General features: G+C 65.1%; 16 protein-coding genes and 1 tRNA gene. 10 read left to right on the plus strand and 7 right to left on the minus strand.

The genetic code is table 11. The features are described from left to right. Nucleotides 1–38: 38 nt before the first annotated feature. The 6 genes from lon to ACQY80_RS14995 all read left to right on the plus strand — a co-directional run bounded on the left by lon (nucleotide 39) and on the right by ACQY80_RS14995 (nucleotide 5,694). Entirely contained in the window at nucleotides 39–2,435 is a 2,397-nt protein-coding gene (gene lon / locus ACQY80_RS14970) for an endopeptidase La (RefSeq protein WP_428681210.1), read from the plus strand. A gap of 160 nt (nucleotides 2,436–2,595) precedes the next feature. Then, a complete protein-coding gene (locus tag ACQY80_RS14975) occupies nucleotides 2,596–2,868 on the plus strand; it encodes an HU family DNA-binding protein (RefSeq protein ID WP_037510426.1) in 273 nt (90 codons plus the stop codon). A 162-nt stretch (nucleotides 2,869–3,030) separates the two neighbouring features. Then, a tRNA-Val gene (locus tag ACQY80_RS14980) sits at nucleotides 3,031–3,105 on the plus strand. A gap of 90 nt (nucleotides 3,106–3,195) precedes the next feature. Next, nucleotides 3,196–3,510, plus strand: a complete 315-nt coding sequence (locus tag ACQY80_RS14985) for a PepSY domain-containing protein (protein ID WP_428681213.1) — start codon at nucleotides 3,196–3,198, stop codon at nucleotides 3,508–3,510. A 120-nt stretch (nucleotides 3,511–3,630) separates the two neighbouring features. Next, nucleotides 3,631–4,293 (plus strand): response regulator transcription factor, encoded by a 663-nt coding sequence (locus ACQY80_RS14990; RefSeq protein WP_428681215.1) that lies wholly within the window; start codon nucleotides 3,631–3,633, stop codon nucleotides 4,291–4,293. 96 nt (nucleotides 4,294–4,389) lie between these two features. Further along, nucleotides 4,390–5,694 (plus strand): sensor histidine kinase, encoded by a 1,305-nt coding sequence (locus ACQY80_RS14995; RefSeq protein WP_428685885.1) that lies wholly within the window; start codon nucleotides 4,390–4,392, stop codon nucleotides 5,692–5,694. Nucleotides 5,695–6,252: 558 nt separating this feature from the next. On the opposite strand, the gene ACQY80_RS15000 is transcribed toward ACQY80_RS14995, so the two are convergent. Next, a complete protein-coding gene (locus ACQY80_RS15000; RefSeq protein WP_428681217.1) occupies nucleotides 6,253–6,948 on the minus strand; it encodes a glutathione S-transferase N-terminal domain-containing protein in 696 nt (231 codons plus the stop codon). Further along, nucleotides 6,945–7,229 (minus strand): chorismate mutase, encoded by a 285-nt coding sequence (locus ACQY80_RS15005; RefSeq protein WP_428681219.1) that lies wholly within the window; start codon nucleotides 7,227–7,229, stop codon nucleotides 6,945–6,947. The genes ACQY80_RS15000 and ACQY80_RS15005 overlap by 4 nt, the downstream gene beginning before the upstream one ends. 104 nt (nucleotides 7,230–7,333) lie before the next feature. On the opposite strand from ACQY80_RS15005, the gene ACQY80_RS15010 reads away from it, so the two are divergent. The 4 genes from ACQY80_RS15010 (at nucleotide 7,334) to ACQY80_RS15025 (ending at nucleotide 11,554) form a co-directional block, all read left to right on the plus strand. Beyond that, nucleotides 7,334–8,347, plus strand: a complete 1,014-nt coding sequence (locus tag ACQY80_RS15010) for a polyprenyl synthetase family protein (RefSeq protein ID WP_428681221.1) — start codon at nucleotides 7,334–7,336, stop codon at nucleotides 8,345–8,347. Nucleotides 8,348–8,357: 10 nt separating this feature from the next. Beyond that, nucleotides 8,358–8,744, plus strand: coding sequence for a DUF1801 domain-containing protein (locus ACQY80_RS15015; protein WP_428681223.1), 387 nt, complete (start codon nucleotides 8,358–8,360; stop codon nucleotides 8,742–8,744). Then, nucleotides 8,741–11,209: an ATP-dependent helicase HrpB gene (gene hrpB / locus ACQY80_RS15020; RefSeq protein WP_428681225.1), complete on the plus strand. Its 2,469-nt coding sequence runs from the start codon at nucleotides 8,741–8,743 to the stop codon at nucleotides 11,207–11,209. The genes ACQY80_RS15015 and hrpB overlap by 4 nt, the downstream gene beginning before the upstream one ends. A 66-nt stretch (nucleotides 11,210–11,275) precedes the next feature. Next, entirely contained in the window at nucleotides 11,276–11,554 is a 279-nt protein-coding gene (locus tag ACQY80_RS15025; protein WP_428681227.1) for an ETC complex I subunit, read from the plus strand. 30 nt (nucleotides 11,555–11,584) lie between these two features. On the opposite strand, the gene ACQY80_RS15030 is transcribed toward ACQY80_RS15025, so the two are convergent. From ACQY80_RS15030 to ACQY80_RS15050, 5 genes are all read right to left on the minus strand, one after another. After that, nucleotides 11,585–11,803, minus strand: coding sequence for a DUF4170 domain-containing protein (locus tag ACQY80_RS15030; RefSeq protein WP_428681229.1), 219 nt, complete (start codon nucleotides 11,801–11,803; stop codon nucleotides 11,585–11,587). 83 nt (nucleotides 11,804–11,886) lie between these two features. Beyond that, entirely contained in the window at nucleotides 11,887–12,276 is a 390-nt protein-coding gene (locus ACQY80_RS15035; RefSeq protein WP_428681231.1) for a hypothetical protein, read from the minus strand. Continuing rightward, a complete protein-coding gene (locus ACQY80_RS15040; protein ID WP_428681233.1) occupies nucleotides 12,260–12,649 on the minus strand; it encodes a hypothetical protein in 390 nt (129 codons plus the stop codon). The genes ACQY80_RS15035 and ACQY80_RS15040 overlap by 17 nt, the downstream gene beginning before the upstream one ends. Then, nucleotides 12,649–13,101, minus strand: a complete 453-nt coding sequence (locus ACQY80_RS15045; RefSeq protein WP_428681235.1) for a phage holin family protein — start codon at nucleotides 13,099–13,101, stop codon at nucleotides 12,649–12,651. Before ACQY80_RS15045 ends, ACQY80_RS15040 begins: the two co-directional genes overlap by 1 nt. A 17-nt stretch (nucleotides 13,102–13,118) precedes the next feature. Beyond that, nucleotides 13,119–13,658, minus strand: a complete 540-nt coding sequence (locus tag ACQY80_RS15050) for a hypothetical protein (RefSeq protein ID WP_428681237.1) — start codon at nucleotides 13,656–13,658, stop codon at nucleotides 13,119–13,121. Between the last annotated feature and the right edge of the window lie 75 nt (nucleotides 13,659–13,733).

Raw genomic sequence — 13,733 nt, forward strand, 5'->3', positions numbered from 1 at the left:
AGAGCGCGACGCCGGTTGGTGTCCGCTCAGGAGTCCCGATGACGCAATCTTTTCCCCTGTTGCCGCTGCGCGATATCGTCGTTTTCCCGCATATGATCGTTCCGCTGTTCGTGGGTCGCGACCGCTCGGTCGCTGCGCTCGAAACCGCGATGGAATCCGACAAGGAAATTTTCCTCGTCGCGCAGCTCGATCCCGGTGAGGACGACCCGCAGCGTGACGATCTTTATGATACCGGCGTGATCGCCACCGTCCTGCAACTGCTGAAGCTGCCCGACGGCACCGTGCGTGTGCTGGTCGAGGGCAAGGAGCGCGCGGAGCTCGTCACGTTGGTCAACGAAGACAAGACGGTGATGGCGAGCGTGAAGCCGATCGCCGACACGACCGACGACAGCGTCGATACCGCGGCGCTGATGCGCTCGGTCGTTGACCAGTTCGAAAGCTATGCCAAGCTCAACAAGAAGATGCCGGCCGAAACCGCGGTGCAGCTGTCACAGATCGACGATGCCTCGCGCCTTGCCGACTCGGTTGCTGGCAATCTCAACATCAAGGTGTCGGACAAGCAGGCGCTGCTCGTCGAGGATGCACCCGCCAAGCGGCTCGAAATGGTCTTTGCCTTCATGGAAGGCGAGCTTGGGGTGCTGCAGGTCGAAAAGAAGATCCGTGGCCGCGTGAAGCGGCAGATGGAAAAGAGCCAGCGCGAATATTATCTCAACGAACAGTTGAAGGCGATCCAGCGCGAGCTCGGCAACGACAATGGCGAGGGCGGCGACGACCTGGCCGAGCTGCAGATCAAGATCGACGGCCTCAAAATGTCGAAAGAGGCCAAGGCCAAGGCGAACGCCGAGCTCAAGAAGCTCCGCGCGATGGCGCCGATGTCGGCCGAAGCCACCGTCGTGCGCAACTATCTCGACACGCTGATCGGCCTGCCGTGGGGCAAGAAGTCGAAGCTGAAGAAGGATATCGCAAAGGCGCAGGACGTCCTCGACGCCGACCACTTTGCGCTCGAAAAGGTCAAGGACCGGATCGTCGAATATCTGGCCGTGCAGGCGCGCACCAACAAGTTGAAGGGGCCGATCCTGTGCCTCGTCGGTCCTCCGGGCGTCGGCAAGACCTCGCTTGGCCGTTCGATCGCGAAGGCGACGGGCCGCGAGTTCGTGCGCCAGTCGCTGGGCGGCGTGCGCGACGAGGCCGAAATCCGCGGCCACCGCCGCACCTACATCGGCTCGCTGCCGGGCAAGATCGTGACCAACCTCAAAAAGGCCGGCACGATGAACCCGCTGTTCCTGCTCGACGAGATCGACAAGCTGGGTCAGGACTTCCGCGGGGATCCGGCATCGGCGCTGCTCGAGGTGCTCGATCCCGAACAGAATGCTAAGTTCCAGGACCATTATCTGGAGGTCGACGTCGACCTTTCGGACATCATGTTCGTGACGACGGCCAACTCGCTGAACTTGCCCCAGCCGCTGCTCGACCGCATGGAGATCATCCGGTTAGAGGGCTATACCGAGGATGAGAAGGTCGAGATCGCCAAGCGCCATCTGATCGACAAGCAGATCGAGGCGCATGGTCTGAAGGTCGGCGAGTTCGAACTGACCGACGAAGGGCTCCGCGACCTTATCCGCTATTACACCCGCGAAGCCGGCGTCCGTACCCTCGAACGTGAAATTGCGCGTCTGGCGCGCAAGGCGCTGCGCAAGATCCTCGAAGCCAAGGCGACCAGTGTCGTTGTGACGCCCGAGAATCTCTCCGAGTTCGCGGGCGTGCGGAAGTTCCGTCACGGCGTGTCGGACGGCGAGGATCAGGTCGGCGCGGTCACGGGTCTTGCCTGGACCGAAGTCGGCGGCGAGCTGCTCACGATCGAGGCGGTTACCGTTTCGGGCAAGGGCCAGGTCCGCACCACCGGCAAGCTTGGCGAGGTGATGACCGAGTCGGTTCAGGCCGCGCTGTCGTTCGTGAAGGCGCGCGCGCCGGCCTATGGTATCAAGCCCAGCCTGTTCGCGCGAAAGGACATCCACATCCACCTTCCCGAAGGCGCGGTGCCGAAGGATGGCCCGTCGGCGGGCGTCGGCATGGTCACCGCCATGGTCTCGACGTTGACCGGCATAGCGGTCCGCAAGGATGTCGCTATGACCGGCGAAGTGACGCTGCGCGGCCGTGTGCTGGCGATCGGCGGGCTCAAGGAAAAGCTGCTCGCTGCGCTGCGGGGCGGCATCACGACGGTCCTCATTCCCGAAGAGAATGAAAAGGATCTGGTCGAGATTCCGGCGAACATCACCACCGCGCTCAAGATCATTCCGGTAAGCCATGTCGACCAGGTTCTGGCCGAAGCGCTGGTCGGCCCGGTCGAGCCGATCGAATGGACCGAAGCCGACGAACTCGCCGCTTCGCCGCCGATTGCGCCCGGCGCAGACCCCGAAAGTGCGATTCGCCACTGATCGGGGCCGCCGGGGCGGGCTTTTCGTCGCAAAATCGACGTTTTGGAGCGGTTTTTGCCGTTTTTTGCTTTGACAAGGCAGGGCGAAACATCGTTAGTGGCGCGCCATGGCTCCGGGCCATGAATCATTTAACCAACCATAATGCAGGGGTTCCTTAGGCATGAACAAACAAGACCTGATCGCCGCCGTCGCTGACTCGAGCGGCCTGACCAAGGGTGACGCGAGCAAGGCCGTGGAAGCCGTGTTCGACGCCATCACGGGTTCGCTCAAGAAGGGCGGCGAAGTCCGTCTCGTCGGCTTCGGCACCTTCGCGGTCAGCAAGCGCAAGGCATCGACCGGTCGCAACCCGCGCACCGGCGAAACGATGACCATCGCGGCGTCGAACCAGCCGAAGTTCAAGGCCGGCAAGGCCCTCAAGGACGCCGTCAACTAAGTTGACCGGCACCTTTTGGTGACACCATCTCGGGCCGCGGCGAAAGCCGTGGCCCGATTTGCATCGGCAGGCGAAAAATCGGCAAATGGACGTTGCATTACCGGCGCCAGCGGCTATGGCCGTCCAGCTTTCGGACGCCGGACCTTCGTTCGGCCTCGGAATGGGCGCGTAGCTCAGCGGTAGAGCACACCCTTCACACGGGTGGGGTCACAGGTTCAATCCCTGTCGCGCCCACCATTCCTTGCCGAAAGCGACGATCGATGGCCGAACGGAGGCTGACGACGTCATTCATCGCCTATTCAATGCGTTCGCGCTAGGACCATGGGCATGTTCCGCATTCTGACCATCGCACTTGCTTCCGCTTCGCTGCTCGCCGCCGGCACGCCGGCCGTCGCGCGTGGTGACCGCGATCGCGACCAGGACAATCTGCGCGACGCGGCGGCACAGGGGCAGGTCATTCCGCTCAACCGGTTGATCGCAGACGTGAAATCGCGCCCGCCCTACAGTGGCATGACCTATCTCGGCGGGCCGCAGTTCGACGCAGGCCGCATGATCTATGCCCTGAAATTCATGGACGGCAGCCAGGTCGTGATCGTCTATGTCGATGCCCGCTCGGGCCGGATCGTCGGCCGCAAACCCTGACATTTTGCAAGCGTTCGGCCGGTTCGTCGCAACGAGATTTTGCGATGGACGTTCGGACTTGATACATGAGTAGTCGCAGAGCGGCCGGCCCTGTCCGGATCGCAAAGGAAAGGCGCCTGAATGCGGATTTTGATTGTCGAGGACGAACCCACGCTGGGCCCTCAGCTGAAGGCGACGCTCGAGGGGGCCGGCTATGCCGTCGACCTCGCGACCGACGGCGAGGATGGCCATTTCCTGGGTTCGACCGAAAATTACGACGCAGCGATTCTCGATCTCGGCCTGCCCGAGATCGACGGATTGACCGTGCTCGACCGCTGGCGGCGCGAGAAACGCAATTTCCCGGTGCTCGTCCTGACCGCGCGCGACAGCTGGTCCGACAAGGTTGCCGGGCTTGATGCCGGCGCTGACGACTATCTTGCCAAGCCGTTCCAGACAGAGGAATTGATCGCACGTCTGCGGGCCTTGATCCGCCGCGCGGCGGGCAATGCGTCAAGCGAGCTGATCGCGGGGGATGTCCGTCTCGACACGCGCTCGGGCCGCGTCACGCTTGACGGCGCGCCGGTGAAGCTGACCGCGCAGGAATATAAACTGCTGTCCTATCTGCTCCATCACAAGGGCAAGGTCGTGTCGCGCACCGAGCTGATCGAACATATCTACGATCAGGATTTCGACCGCGATTCGAACACGATCGAAGTGTTCGTGACGCGCATCCGCAAAAAGCTGGGGGCCGACATCATCACCACCATCCGCGGTCTCGGCTACCAGCTCGACGATCCGCAGTAAGGCATGGCCGAAGCCGACGACGCCTCGGCGGTTAGATCCGATCCGGCGAAGCCGGTCGCGTTGACGAGCCGGATCACCGGCTCGCTTACGCGCCGCATGATCGCGATCGCGACGATCTGGATTTCGGTGCTGCTGATCGGCGGCGGCTTCGCGCTCGACCGCGTACTGACCGGCGCCATCACGCGCAATTTCGATTCGAGCCTCGAATATGTGCTGATCGCGATGATCCGGTCGTCGGAAATCGGGCCGGATGGCGAGGTGCGGCTGATCGAGCCGCTCGGCGATCAGCGTTTCCTCGAACCCTATAGCGGCCTCTACTGGCAGATCAGCGGCGGCGGGCAGGAGCCCTATCGCTCGCGCTCGCTGTGGGAGCGCACGCTGCGCCCGCCGCGCGAGCATGTCGATAACGCGCTTCACACCTACAACAGCAACCAGTTTCCCGACGAAGAACTGCGCGTGCTCGAACGCAATGTCATCCTGCCGGGCAGCAAGACCAACTGGCGGTTCCAGATCGCGCAATCGCGCGACGCGCTCGATCTTCAGACCCGTGCGGTGCGTGCGACGTTGATTCCCAGCCTCGGTCTGCTCGGGCTGGGGCTGATCATTCTCGCGACCCTGCAGACTTTTTATGGTCTGTTGCCGCTGCGCCAGATCCGCCGCGCGATCGCGGCGATGCGCGGCGGGCAGAACCGCCGGATCGTCGCGCCGCTGCCGCTGGAAGTACAGCCGATGGTCGACGAGCTGAACGCGCTGCTCGCGCATAACGAGAAACAGGCCGAAGAGGCGCGACTGCACGCGGGCAATCTGGCGCACGCGCTGAAGACCCCGCTCACCGTGCTCGTCAACAGCGCGACCGGATCGGACAGCGATCTGGCGCATACGGTCCGGCGCGAGGCGGCAACGATGCAGCGGCAGGTCGAGCATCATCTGGCGCGCGCGCGCGCGGTCGGGCGGCGCGGCGCGGCGCAGGCGCGCGCAGTGGTGCGCGAAAGCGTCGACAGCGTGTCGCGCGCGGTCGGGCTGCTCTACCCGAACGTGCGCCTCGACGCCGAGGGTGACCGCGCGCTCGTCGTGCGTGTCGAGCGGCAGGATCTGGACGAGCTGATCGGCAATCTGCTCGAAAATGCCGCCAAATATGGCGGCGGCAGCGTGTTCGTCACGATCCAGCGCGACGGCAATATGGCCGAGATATTGATCGAGGACGATGGCGTCGGCATCTCGCCCGCCGACCGCGACCGCGTGATCGACCGCGGTGTCCGGCTCGACAGCGGAAAGCCCGGAACCGGCCTTGGCCTCGCGATCGTCCGCGACGTCGCCGAAATCTACGGCGGCAGCATCGCGCTGGAAGAGAGCGAGGATCTGGGCGGGTTGCTGGTGCGGCTGAGATTGCCGGCTGGTTAGGCTGCTTAGGGGTGGGAAGCGGAATGTCCGGTTTGGGTTGGAAAATTGGGCATGCTGCCGTTGCACTCTCGCTGGATTATAGGCACCATCACCCGATGGTCGTCGCTTCCCTCGTGCTTTTGGCTTCTGTAGGCAATCAGGCTGTGCCAATCTGGAGCGGCAAGTTGGCGCCGCCCGGCAGCGTTAAGGGCGAGTATTGCAATGTTGCCGTCATTCGCAGCCAACGGCCTCTCATAGTTCGAGCTGGCCCCGAACGCACCTTTGCGAAGATCGCTAGCCTTCCAAGAGGCTCTGTCGTCTATACCTGCGATGAGAGCGCTGACCGGAGGCTTGGCTACGATCGATTTTGGGTAGGCATAGCCTACAAAGGCAATGGCAAACCATGCGCTGGCGCTGAAACCCGAGGCCTTGCGATCCAACTGTCAGCGCAGTGCAAGACCGGATGGGTCGAGCGGAATTGGGTTGAGACGCTCACTGGGTGAAGTCTAACGGCTGCTGTTGATGAGCAAGGTGAACTTGCCCAACCGCCCACAACGGTCGCCAGCGGTCACCTAACCGCTAAGTCGAACACACCACCAGCCCGCGCTGCACCGCTGGCCTTGCAAGCCCGCGCTCGAGCCAAGCCTGCACATTCTTGAACCGGTCGAAGCCGACGATCTCTGCCGCATCATAGAAGCCGATCAGGTTACGAATCCAGCCGAGGAGCGAGATGTCGGCGATGCCATATTCCTCGCCCATGATCCATGTCCGGCCATCGAGCCGGCCGTCAAGGACGCCGAGCAGGCGCGCGGATTCGGCCGCGTACCGGTCGCGCGGGCGCTTGTCCTCATAATCCCTGCCGGCGAATTTGTGGAAAAAGCCGAGTTGGCCGAAGATCGGCCCGGCGCCGCCCATCTGCCACATCAGCCACTGGATCGCTTCGTAGCGGCGACCCGGATCTTCGGGCAGGAAGCGGTCGGTCTTGTCGGCGAGATAGATCAGGATTGCGCCCGATTCGAACAGCGCCAGCGGCTTGCCGCCCGGCCCGTCGGGGTCATAGATCGCGGGAATCTTGCCGTTCGGGTTGAGTGCGAGGAACGCCGGATTATGGCTTTCGTTGGCCATGATATCGACGCGGTGCGCCTCATAGGGCAGCCCGCATTCCTCCAGCATGATACTGACCTTGACGCCGTTCGGCGTCGGTGCGCCGAAGAGCTGGAGCCGGTCGGGATGCTTGGCAGGCCATCTGGCGAAGATCGGATGGATCGGCGTCATGCGTCCTGCTCCCGCTTCGCCTGCTGGTGATGACGGATCACCTCGTCGATGATGAAGCGCAGGAATTTCTCGGTGAAATCGGGATCGAGATCGGCATCGCGCGCCAGTTCGCGCAGACGCCCGATCTGGCGCTCCTCGCGGCCCGGATCGGCGGGGGGCAGGCCGTCGCGCGCTTTCAGCTCGCCGACCGCCTTCGTCACCTTGAACCGCTCGGCCAGCATATAGACGAGCGCCGCGTCGATATTGTCGATGCTTTGGCGATAACGGCTGAGTTCGTCCATGCGCGGCTCCTGTGATGTCCGGAACGCTTGGCACCGGGCAGGGGGCCAAAGCAAGCCGAAAGTCGTTGCAAATTTACGGCCCTCCGGCCAAGGCTCGCCGCGTCATGACTGCCGAAATCCACCAACTGCACGGCGACCGTCCGCCCTCGCTCGACCCGATGATGGCGCTTGTCGCCGCCGATATGAACGAGGTGAATGCGGTCATTCTCGATCGCATGCAATCGCAGGTGCCGCTGATCCCGGAACTGGCGGGGCATCTGATCGCCGGAGGCGGCAAGCGGATGCGCCCGATGCTGACGCTCGCATGCGGCAAGCTGCTCGACTATCCGGGTCGCCGTCACTGCAAGCTCGCCGCGGCGGTCGAGTTCATCCACACCGCGACGCTGCTGCACGACGATGTCGTCGACAAGTCGGACCTCCGCCGCGGCCGCAAGACCGCAAACATGATCTGGGGCAACAGCGCCCCGGTGCTCGTCGGTGATTTTCTGTTCAGCCGCGCCTTCGAGGTGATGGTCGAAGACGGGTCGCTGAAGGTGCTCAAGATCCTGTCGCGCGCCTCGGCGGTAATCGCCGAGGGTGAGGTCAACCAGCTCTCGGCGCAGCGCCGGATCGAGACGAGCGAAGACCAGTATCTCGCGATCATCAACGCCAAGACCGCCGAACTGTTCGCCGCCGCGTGCAAGATCGCCGCGGTCGTCGCCGAGCGCGACGACGCCGCCGAAGCCGCGCTCGATGCTTATGGGCGCAACCTTGGGATTGCCTTCCAGCTCGTCGACGATGCGATCGATTATGTTTCCGACGAGGAGACGATGGGGAAGGGCGTCGGCGACGACTTCCGCGACGGCAAGGTCACGCTGCCCGTGATCCTCGCCTATGCGCGCGGCAATGCCGAAGAACGCGAGTTCTGGAAGCAGGCGATCATCGGCCACAAATCGTCGGATGACGATCTGGCCCATGCCAAATCGCTGCTGCTCAAGCACGATACGATCGCCGACACGCTGGCGCGGGCGCGGCATTATGGCCAGCGCGCGGTCGATGCGATCGGCGGTTTCCCGGCGAGCCAGGCAAAGGCGGCGCTAACCGAAGCGGTCGCCTTCGCGGTCGCGCGCGCTTATTGAGGCGCCGCCGATGGCGATGATGGGCCCAGCGGCGGACAGCCCCGATGCCTATATCGCCGCTCTTTCGGGCTGGCAGCTCGAACGATGCACGATGATGCGCGCCGCGATCATGGATGTGGCCCCCTTCGAAGAGACGATCAAATGGACCAACCTCGTCTTCATGGCGAACGGGCCGTGTATATTGATCCGCGCCGAGGAGAATCGCGTGCTGCTCGGCTTCTGGCGCGGCAAGCGCCTGCGCGAGGTCGATCCGCGGATCAGGGCGAGCGGCAAATATGAGCTCGGCAATCTGGTGATGACGACGGCGTCCGAGGTGTCGGCCCAACAGGTCTCAACGCTCGCTGTCGAGGCATACCGGCTCAATATCGAGCTGGGCAACCCCGCAGCGCGCGCATGACGAAAATTTCGTTGCCGATCGATCAGGTGCTGCCCGACATCATGGCGGCGCTGCTCCTGAAGCCCAACGTCGTCGTCGTGGCGCCGCCGGGCGCCGGCAAGACGACGCGGATCGCGCCGGCGTTGCTCGAACAGCCGTGGTGCAAGGGGAATGTGTGGCTGCTTTCCCCGCGCAGGCTCGCGGCGCGCGCCGCGGCCGAGCGGATCGCCGAGGAGATGGGCGAGGCAGTCGGCCGCACGGTCGGCTATGCCACGCGGCTCGACAGCAAGCAGTCGGCCGCGACGCGGCTGCTGGTGATGACCCCCGGCCTGTTCCGCAACCGCATCCTGGCCGACCCCGAGCTTCAGGGTGTGTCGGCGGTGCTGTTCGACGAAGTCCATGAGCGCAGCCTTGACGGCGACTTCGCGCTCGCGCTGGCGATTGACGCGCAGCAGGGGCTCCGCGACGACTTACGGCTCGTCGCCATGTCGGCGACGCTCGACGGCGCACGCTTCGGCGCGCTGCTCAGCAATGCGCCGGTGGTGAAGAGCGAAGGCAAGAGCTGGCCGCTCGACCTGCGACATATCGGCCGCCGCGCCGAGGACCGGCTGGAAGCAAGCGTGCTGGCCGCAGTGCGGCAGGCGATGGCCGACGAGGCGGAAGGCGATATGCTCGCTTTCCTGCCCGGCGCTGCCGATATCGAACGCGCTGCGGCGGCGGTCGAGGACGCCGGATTGCCGCTCGTCGTGCATCGGCTGCACGGGCAGATCGATCCCGCCATGCAGCGCAAGGCGCTCGTCCGCGATCCCGAAGGGCGGCGCAAGCTGATCCTCGCGACGAGTATCGCCGAGACGAGCCTGACGATCGAGGGCGTCCGCATCGTGATCGACGCCGGCCTGTCGCGCCGTCCGCGCTTCGACAAGGCCGCCGGGATCGCGCGCCTCGTTACCGAGCGCGCCAGCCAGGCTTCGGCGACGCAGCGCGCGGGGCGTGCGGCGCGGCAGGGGCCGGGCGCGGCATATCGGCTGTGGGAAGCCGCGGCGACGGCCGGCATGCCACCGTTCGATCCGCCCGAAATCCACGAAAACGACCTGATGCCCGTCGTGCTCGATTGCGCGAGCTGGGGCATTGTCGATCCGCGCCAGCTTGGCTGGCTCGACCCGCCGTCGCCTGCCGCCATCGCCGAGGCCAAGACGCGGCTGCAGGCGATCGGGGCGCTCGGCGGCGATGGACGTATCACGTCGCACGGCAAGGCGCTCGCCGCGGTGCCGCTGCCGGTGCCGCTCGCGCATATGCTGCTCGACGCGGCGCGCGCCGGGGAGGCCGATCTGGCCGCGAAACTGGCGGTGCTCCTGACCGAGCCGGGACTTGGCGGACGCGGCGCCGATGTCGAGGCGCGCCTCAACCGCTGGAAGGGCATGAAGGGCGACCGATCCGAAGGCGCATGGCGCCTCGCGCGCCGTCTTGCCGAGCTGGGCGAGAAGCAGGTGGCGGACGAACGCAGGCTGGCCGGGCGCTCGGTGGGCGGCTGGATCGCCACCGCCTGGCCCGACCGCGTTGCGCGCCGGCGCGCCGGCCAGCGGGGCGAATATCTGAGCGCCGGCGGCCGTGCCTACAAGCTGGACCCGCTCGACCCGCTGGCGAACAGCGAGTGGCTCGCGATCGCCGATGCGCAGGGGCACGCCGCCGGTGTTCGCATTCTGGGCGCCGCGCCGATCGAGCTTGCCGAGGTCGAGGCGATATTTGCCGACCAGATCGAAAGTCGCTCGGCGAGCCGCTATGATGCGGAGAGCGATCGCGTAGACCATCGCCGCGAGCGCCGCCTCGGCGCCATCACACTGTCGAGCGGACAAACCGGACGCAGCGAAGGCGCCGAGGACGATGTTGGCGTGCGGCTCGGTGCGGTGCGCGAAAAGGGGCTGGGACTGATTGGCTGGGGGCCGGTGTCGCAGGCGCTGCGTCAGCGGGCATCCTTTGCGGGCCTCGACACGCTATCGGTGCCGGCGCTGGGGGACAGTCTGGAAATATGGCTCGGGCCGCTGCTCGAAAAGTCACGCGGCCTTCGGGATCTCGGCGATCAGCGGCTGGCCGATGCGCTGTCGGGGCTGCTCGACTGGCCGGCGCGGCAATTGCTCGAAAAGCTGGCACCCGCCGATTTTGTGACGCCCGCAGGCAGCCGCCACGCGATCGACTATGGCGCCGATGGGGGCCCGACGGTCAGCGTGCGAGTGCAGGAGATGTTCGGGCTGGCGCGGCATCCCACGATCGGCGATCCGCCGGTGCCGCTTGTCCTCGCGCTGACATCTCCCGCGCATCGCCCGATCCAGACGAGCCGCAACATCATCAGCTTCTGGAGCGGAAGCTGGACGGAGGTCGCGAAGGAAATGCGCGGCCGTTATCCGAAACATAGCTGGCCCGACGATCCCGCGAACGCCCGGCCGACATTGTTGACCAAAGCGGCGCAGGCGCGGCGCGATGCGCAATAGGCCCCTTTTCGCCAGCCCCGCTTGGCGCTAAGGCGTAGGCATAACAATCCAGCCAGGGACTCTCCGATGAAAGCGCGTATTTTTCAGAAGCCCAAGAATGCGATGCAGTCGGGCCGTGCCGGCACTCAGCGCTGGTTCCTGGAATTCGCGCCAGCCGAAGCGCGCAAGGCCGATCCGTTGATGGGCTGGGCAGGCAGCGGCGATACGCAGCGCCAGCTCCGCCTTGGTTTTGCGACGGCTGACGAAGCGCTCGCTTATGCGACGAAGAACGGCATCGAGGCCGAAGTCATCGCGACGCCGGCGCGCACGCTGAAGCTTCAGGCCTACGCAGACAACTTCCGGTAATAGCGAAGCGGCCCCGAAGGGCCGCTGACATCAGGCTTCGTTTTCCGGCTGCAGCAATTTGTGCAGGTGGACGACGACATATTTCATCTCGGCATCGTCGACGGTGCGCTGCGCGGCGCTGCGCCATGCCTTTTCGGCGGTCTTGTAGTCGGGGAACAGGCCCACGACGTCGAGGTTGGTCAGATCGACGAAGTCGAGGCCCTGCGGATCGCTGACGCGTCCGCCGAACACGAGGTGCAATTTGCTCATGGCTGGCTTTCCTTGCGGGTTAGCACTGGAGGGGGAGGATGCGGCCGCCCCTACCAGCGCTTCGCCCTAACGGCAAGTCCGGCTCAATCTTCGTCCTTGCGGCCCTTCGGCAGCAGCGAACCGAGGAGCGCGCCGATCGCGACCGCGCCGGCCACCAGCGCCAGCGGCTGCTTTTCGGCAACATCCTTCAGCTTGCTGTTCGCGCGCTTGGCTTGCGCCTTGCCCTTTTCATAAGCCTGGCCCGCGACTTCGCGTGCGGCATCGGCCTGTTCGCGGCCTTTCGCGGCGAGTTCGTTCGTGGCGGTCAGCGTACGATCGGCGAGTTCGCTCGTTGCGGCGCGGGCGCGGCCATAGCCGTCCTGGATGCGCGCCTTCGCCGCCTCGGCGGTGGCACGGGCGCTTTCGGCGGTTTTCTCGGCAAGTTCACTCGCCTTTGCACGAGCTTCGTTCGCGGTTTCACTGAGCGGCTTCATCTTGGTCCTCCGTCAAATCCTGCTCGTCGGCGGCCTGTTCGCCCGCGTCCGAATGAAATTTCGCCATGGCCGCATCGGCCAGATCCTGCACCTTCTGCGCCAGCTTTGGCGCATGTTCCTTGATCGGCTCGCGAAAGAGCCACGCCAGCCCGGCCACCGCGGCAAGCGCGATCGGCAGCTTGTTCTCGCGAAACTGCCGCCGTGCGGCGTGCGCGGCTTCTTCGATCTTGGCATCGACGTTATACTTGCCACGCGCATAGAGAGCCTTCGGTTTGAAGGCATCCTTGGCGACATCGAGCCGGCGATGCAGCTCGGCGCGCTGCAGCATCGAGCGGCGGGCGGCGTTGATCAGGCGATTGCGGGTCCGCGGCATCAGTCGTCACCCTCCTCGTTCGTCAGGTCGCGGCGAAGCGCGGTGCGGATGTCGTTATAGGCGACCTGCGCACGCCACCCGGCAAAGGCGGCGAAAGCGAGCAGGACACCGACGACGATCAGCGTTGCAAGCAGCGGTCCGACGTGCGGCATCAGTACTAGTATCGCCCCGAACGCCAGCGCCAGCATGGCGATGCCAGCCAGAGATGCGGCAACGGCGCCCCATCCGGCGGTCCAGCTCACGCCGTGCAGCGCCAGTTCGCTGCGCGCCTCCAGCAGGGCCAGTTCGGCCTTTGCCGTTGCCGAGAGATTGTCGATAACATCATCGACAATCTTCTCGAGCGGGACGGGCGCCGGCGTGGCCGCGCGTCCGTCCGGCGCATAGCCGTGACTTATGCGGTCAAAGGCGCGCGCGTCGCCCTGCGGCGGCGTAGTGGAATCGGAACTGGCCATCGGTGCGACTGTAGCGATCAGTCGCTGCTCGAGCCACCCTTGAGCAGCCGGGCAAGCACGAAGCCGAGCACGGTCGCGGCACCGACGGCGATCGCCGGGTTCTTCTTGACCATGTCGCGGGTCGAGGCGGCCAGCTCGTCGAGATCCTTCTTGTCGAGAGTTGAGGCGAGACCGGCGACGGTCGAAGCCGCCGAGCGGGCATAGTCGCCATATTGCTTGCCAAACTTGCTGTCGACGGTGCCCGCGCCATCCTCGAGCAGCTTGGCGAGGCTGCCGACGGCTTCGGCGGCCTTGTCCTTGCCCTTGGTCGCCGCTTCGCGCGCCTTGGTCGAGGCCTGGTTCTTCAGCGCCGCAGCCTCATCCTTCAGCGAGGCAGCCTTCTTCGAGGCTTCGGACTTGATGGTGTCGCGCGTCGCCGCGAGCTGGTCGCGGATCGGATGATCCTTGGCAGCCGCCTTTGCGGCAGGCTTGCGTGCGGGGGCAGCCTTGGTGGCGGCGGGCTTTGCAGGCGCCTTCGGTGCGGCTTTCTTGGCGGCGGGAGTAGCGGCTTTGGCCATGGGCACTGTCCTCTTCTTTTTTGTCGAGCCTCGTGCCGTCAGGGGGTGGCGGTCGTGGGCTCTTTTTGGTCCTGT

Origin of the sequence: Sphingopyxis sp. (assembly GCF_965279755.1) — a bacterium.
Classification (GTDB): Bacteria; Pseudomonadota; Alphaproteobacteria; order Sphingomonadales; family Sphingomonadaceae; genus Sphingopyxis.

Excerpts from the sequence above, each read along its gene's own strand:
- lon (WP_428681210.1), top strand. The coding sequence starts at position 39 with ATGACGCAATCTTTTCCCCTGTTGCCGCTGCGCGATATCGTCGTTTTC.
- ACQY80_RS14975 (WP_037510426.1), top strand. The coding sequence starts at position 2,596 with ATGAACAAACAAGACCTGATCGCCGCCGTCGCTGACTCGAGCGGCCTG.
- ACQY80_RS14985 (WP_428681213.1), top strand. The coding sequence starts at position 3,196 with ATGTTCCGCATTCTGACCATCGCACTTGCTTCCGCTTCGCTGCTCGCC.
- ACQY80_RS14990 (WP_428681215.1), top strand. The coding sequence starts at position 3,631 with ATGCGGATTTTGATTGTCGAGGACGAACCCACGCTGGGCCCTCAGCTG.
- ACQY80_RS14995 (WP_428685885.1), top strand. The coding sequence starts at position 4,390 with ATGATCGCGATCGCGACGATCTGGATTTCGGTGCTGCTGATCGGCGGC.
- ACQY80_RS15000 (WP_428681217.1), bottom strand. The coding sequence starts at position 6,948 with ATGACGCCGATCCATCCGATCTTCGCCAGATGGCCTGCCAAGCATCCC.
- ACQY80_RS15005 (WP_428681219.1), bottom strand. The coding sequence starts at position 7,229 with ATGGACGAACTCAGCCGTTATCGCCAAAGCATCGACAATATCGACGCG.
- ACQY80_RS15010 (WP_428681221.1), top strand. The coding sequence starts at position 7,334 with ATGACTGCCGAAATCCACCAACTGCACGGCGACCGTCCGCCCTCGCTC.
- ACQY80_RS15015 (WP_428681223.1), top strand. The coding sequence starts at position 8,358 with ATGGCGATGATGGGCCCAGCGGCGGACAGCCCCGATGCCTATATCGCC.
- hrpB (WP_428681225.1), top strand. The coding sequence starts at position 8,741 with ATGACGAAAATTTCGTTGCCGATCGATCAGGTGCTGCCCGACATCATG.
- ACQY80_RS15025 (WP_428681227.1), top strand. The coding sequence starts at position 11,276 with ATGAAAGCGCGTATTTTTCAGAAGCCCAAGAATGCGATGCAGTCGGGC.
- ACQY80_RS15030 (WP_428681229.1), bottom strand. The coding sequence starts at position 11,803 with ATGAGCAAATTGCACCTCGTGTTCGGCGGACGCGTCAGCGATCCGCAG.
- ACQY80_RS15035 (WP_428681231.1), bottom strand. The coding sequence starts at position 12,276 with ATGAAGCCGCTCAGTGAAACCGCGAACGAAGCTCGTGCAAAGGCGAGT.
- ACQY80_RS15040 (WP_428681233.1), bottom strand. The coding sequence starts at position 12,649 with ATGCCGCGGACCCGCAATCGCCTGATCAACGCCGCCCGCCGCTCGATG.
- ACQY80_RS15045 (WP_428681235.1), bottom strand. The coding sequence starts at position 13,101 with ATGGCCAGTTCCGATTCCACTACGCCGCCGCAGGGCGACGCGCGCGCC.
- ACQY80_RS15050 (WP_428681237.1), bottom strand. The coding sequence starts at position 13,658 with ATGGCCAAAGCCGCTACTCCCGCCGCCAAGAAAGCCGCACCGAAGGCG.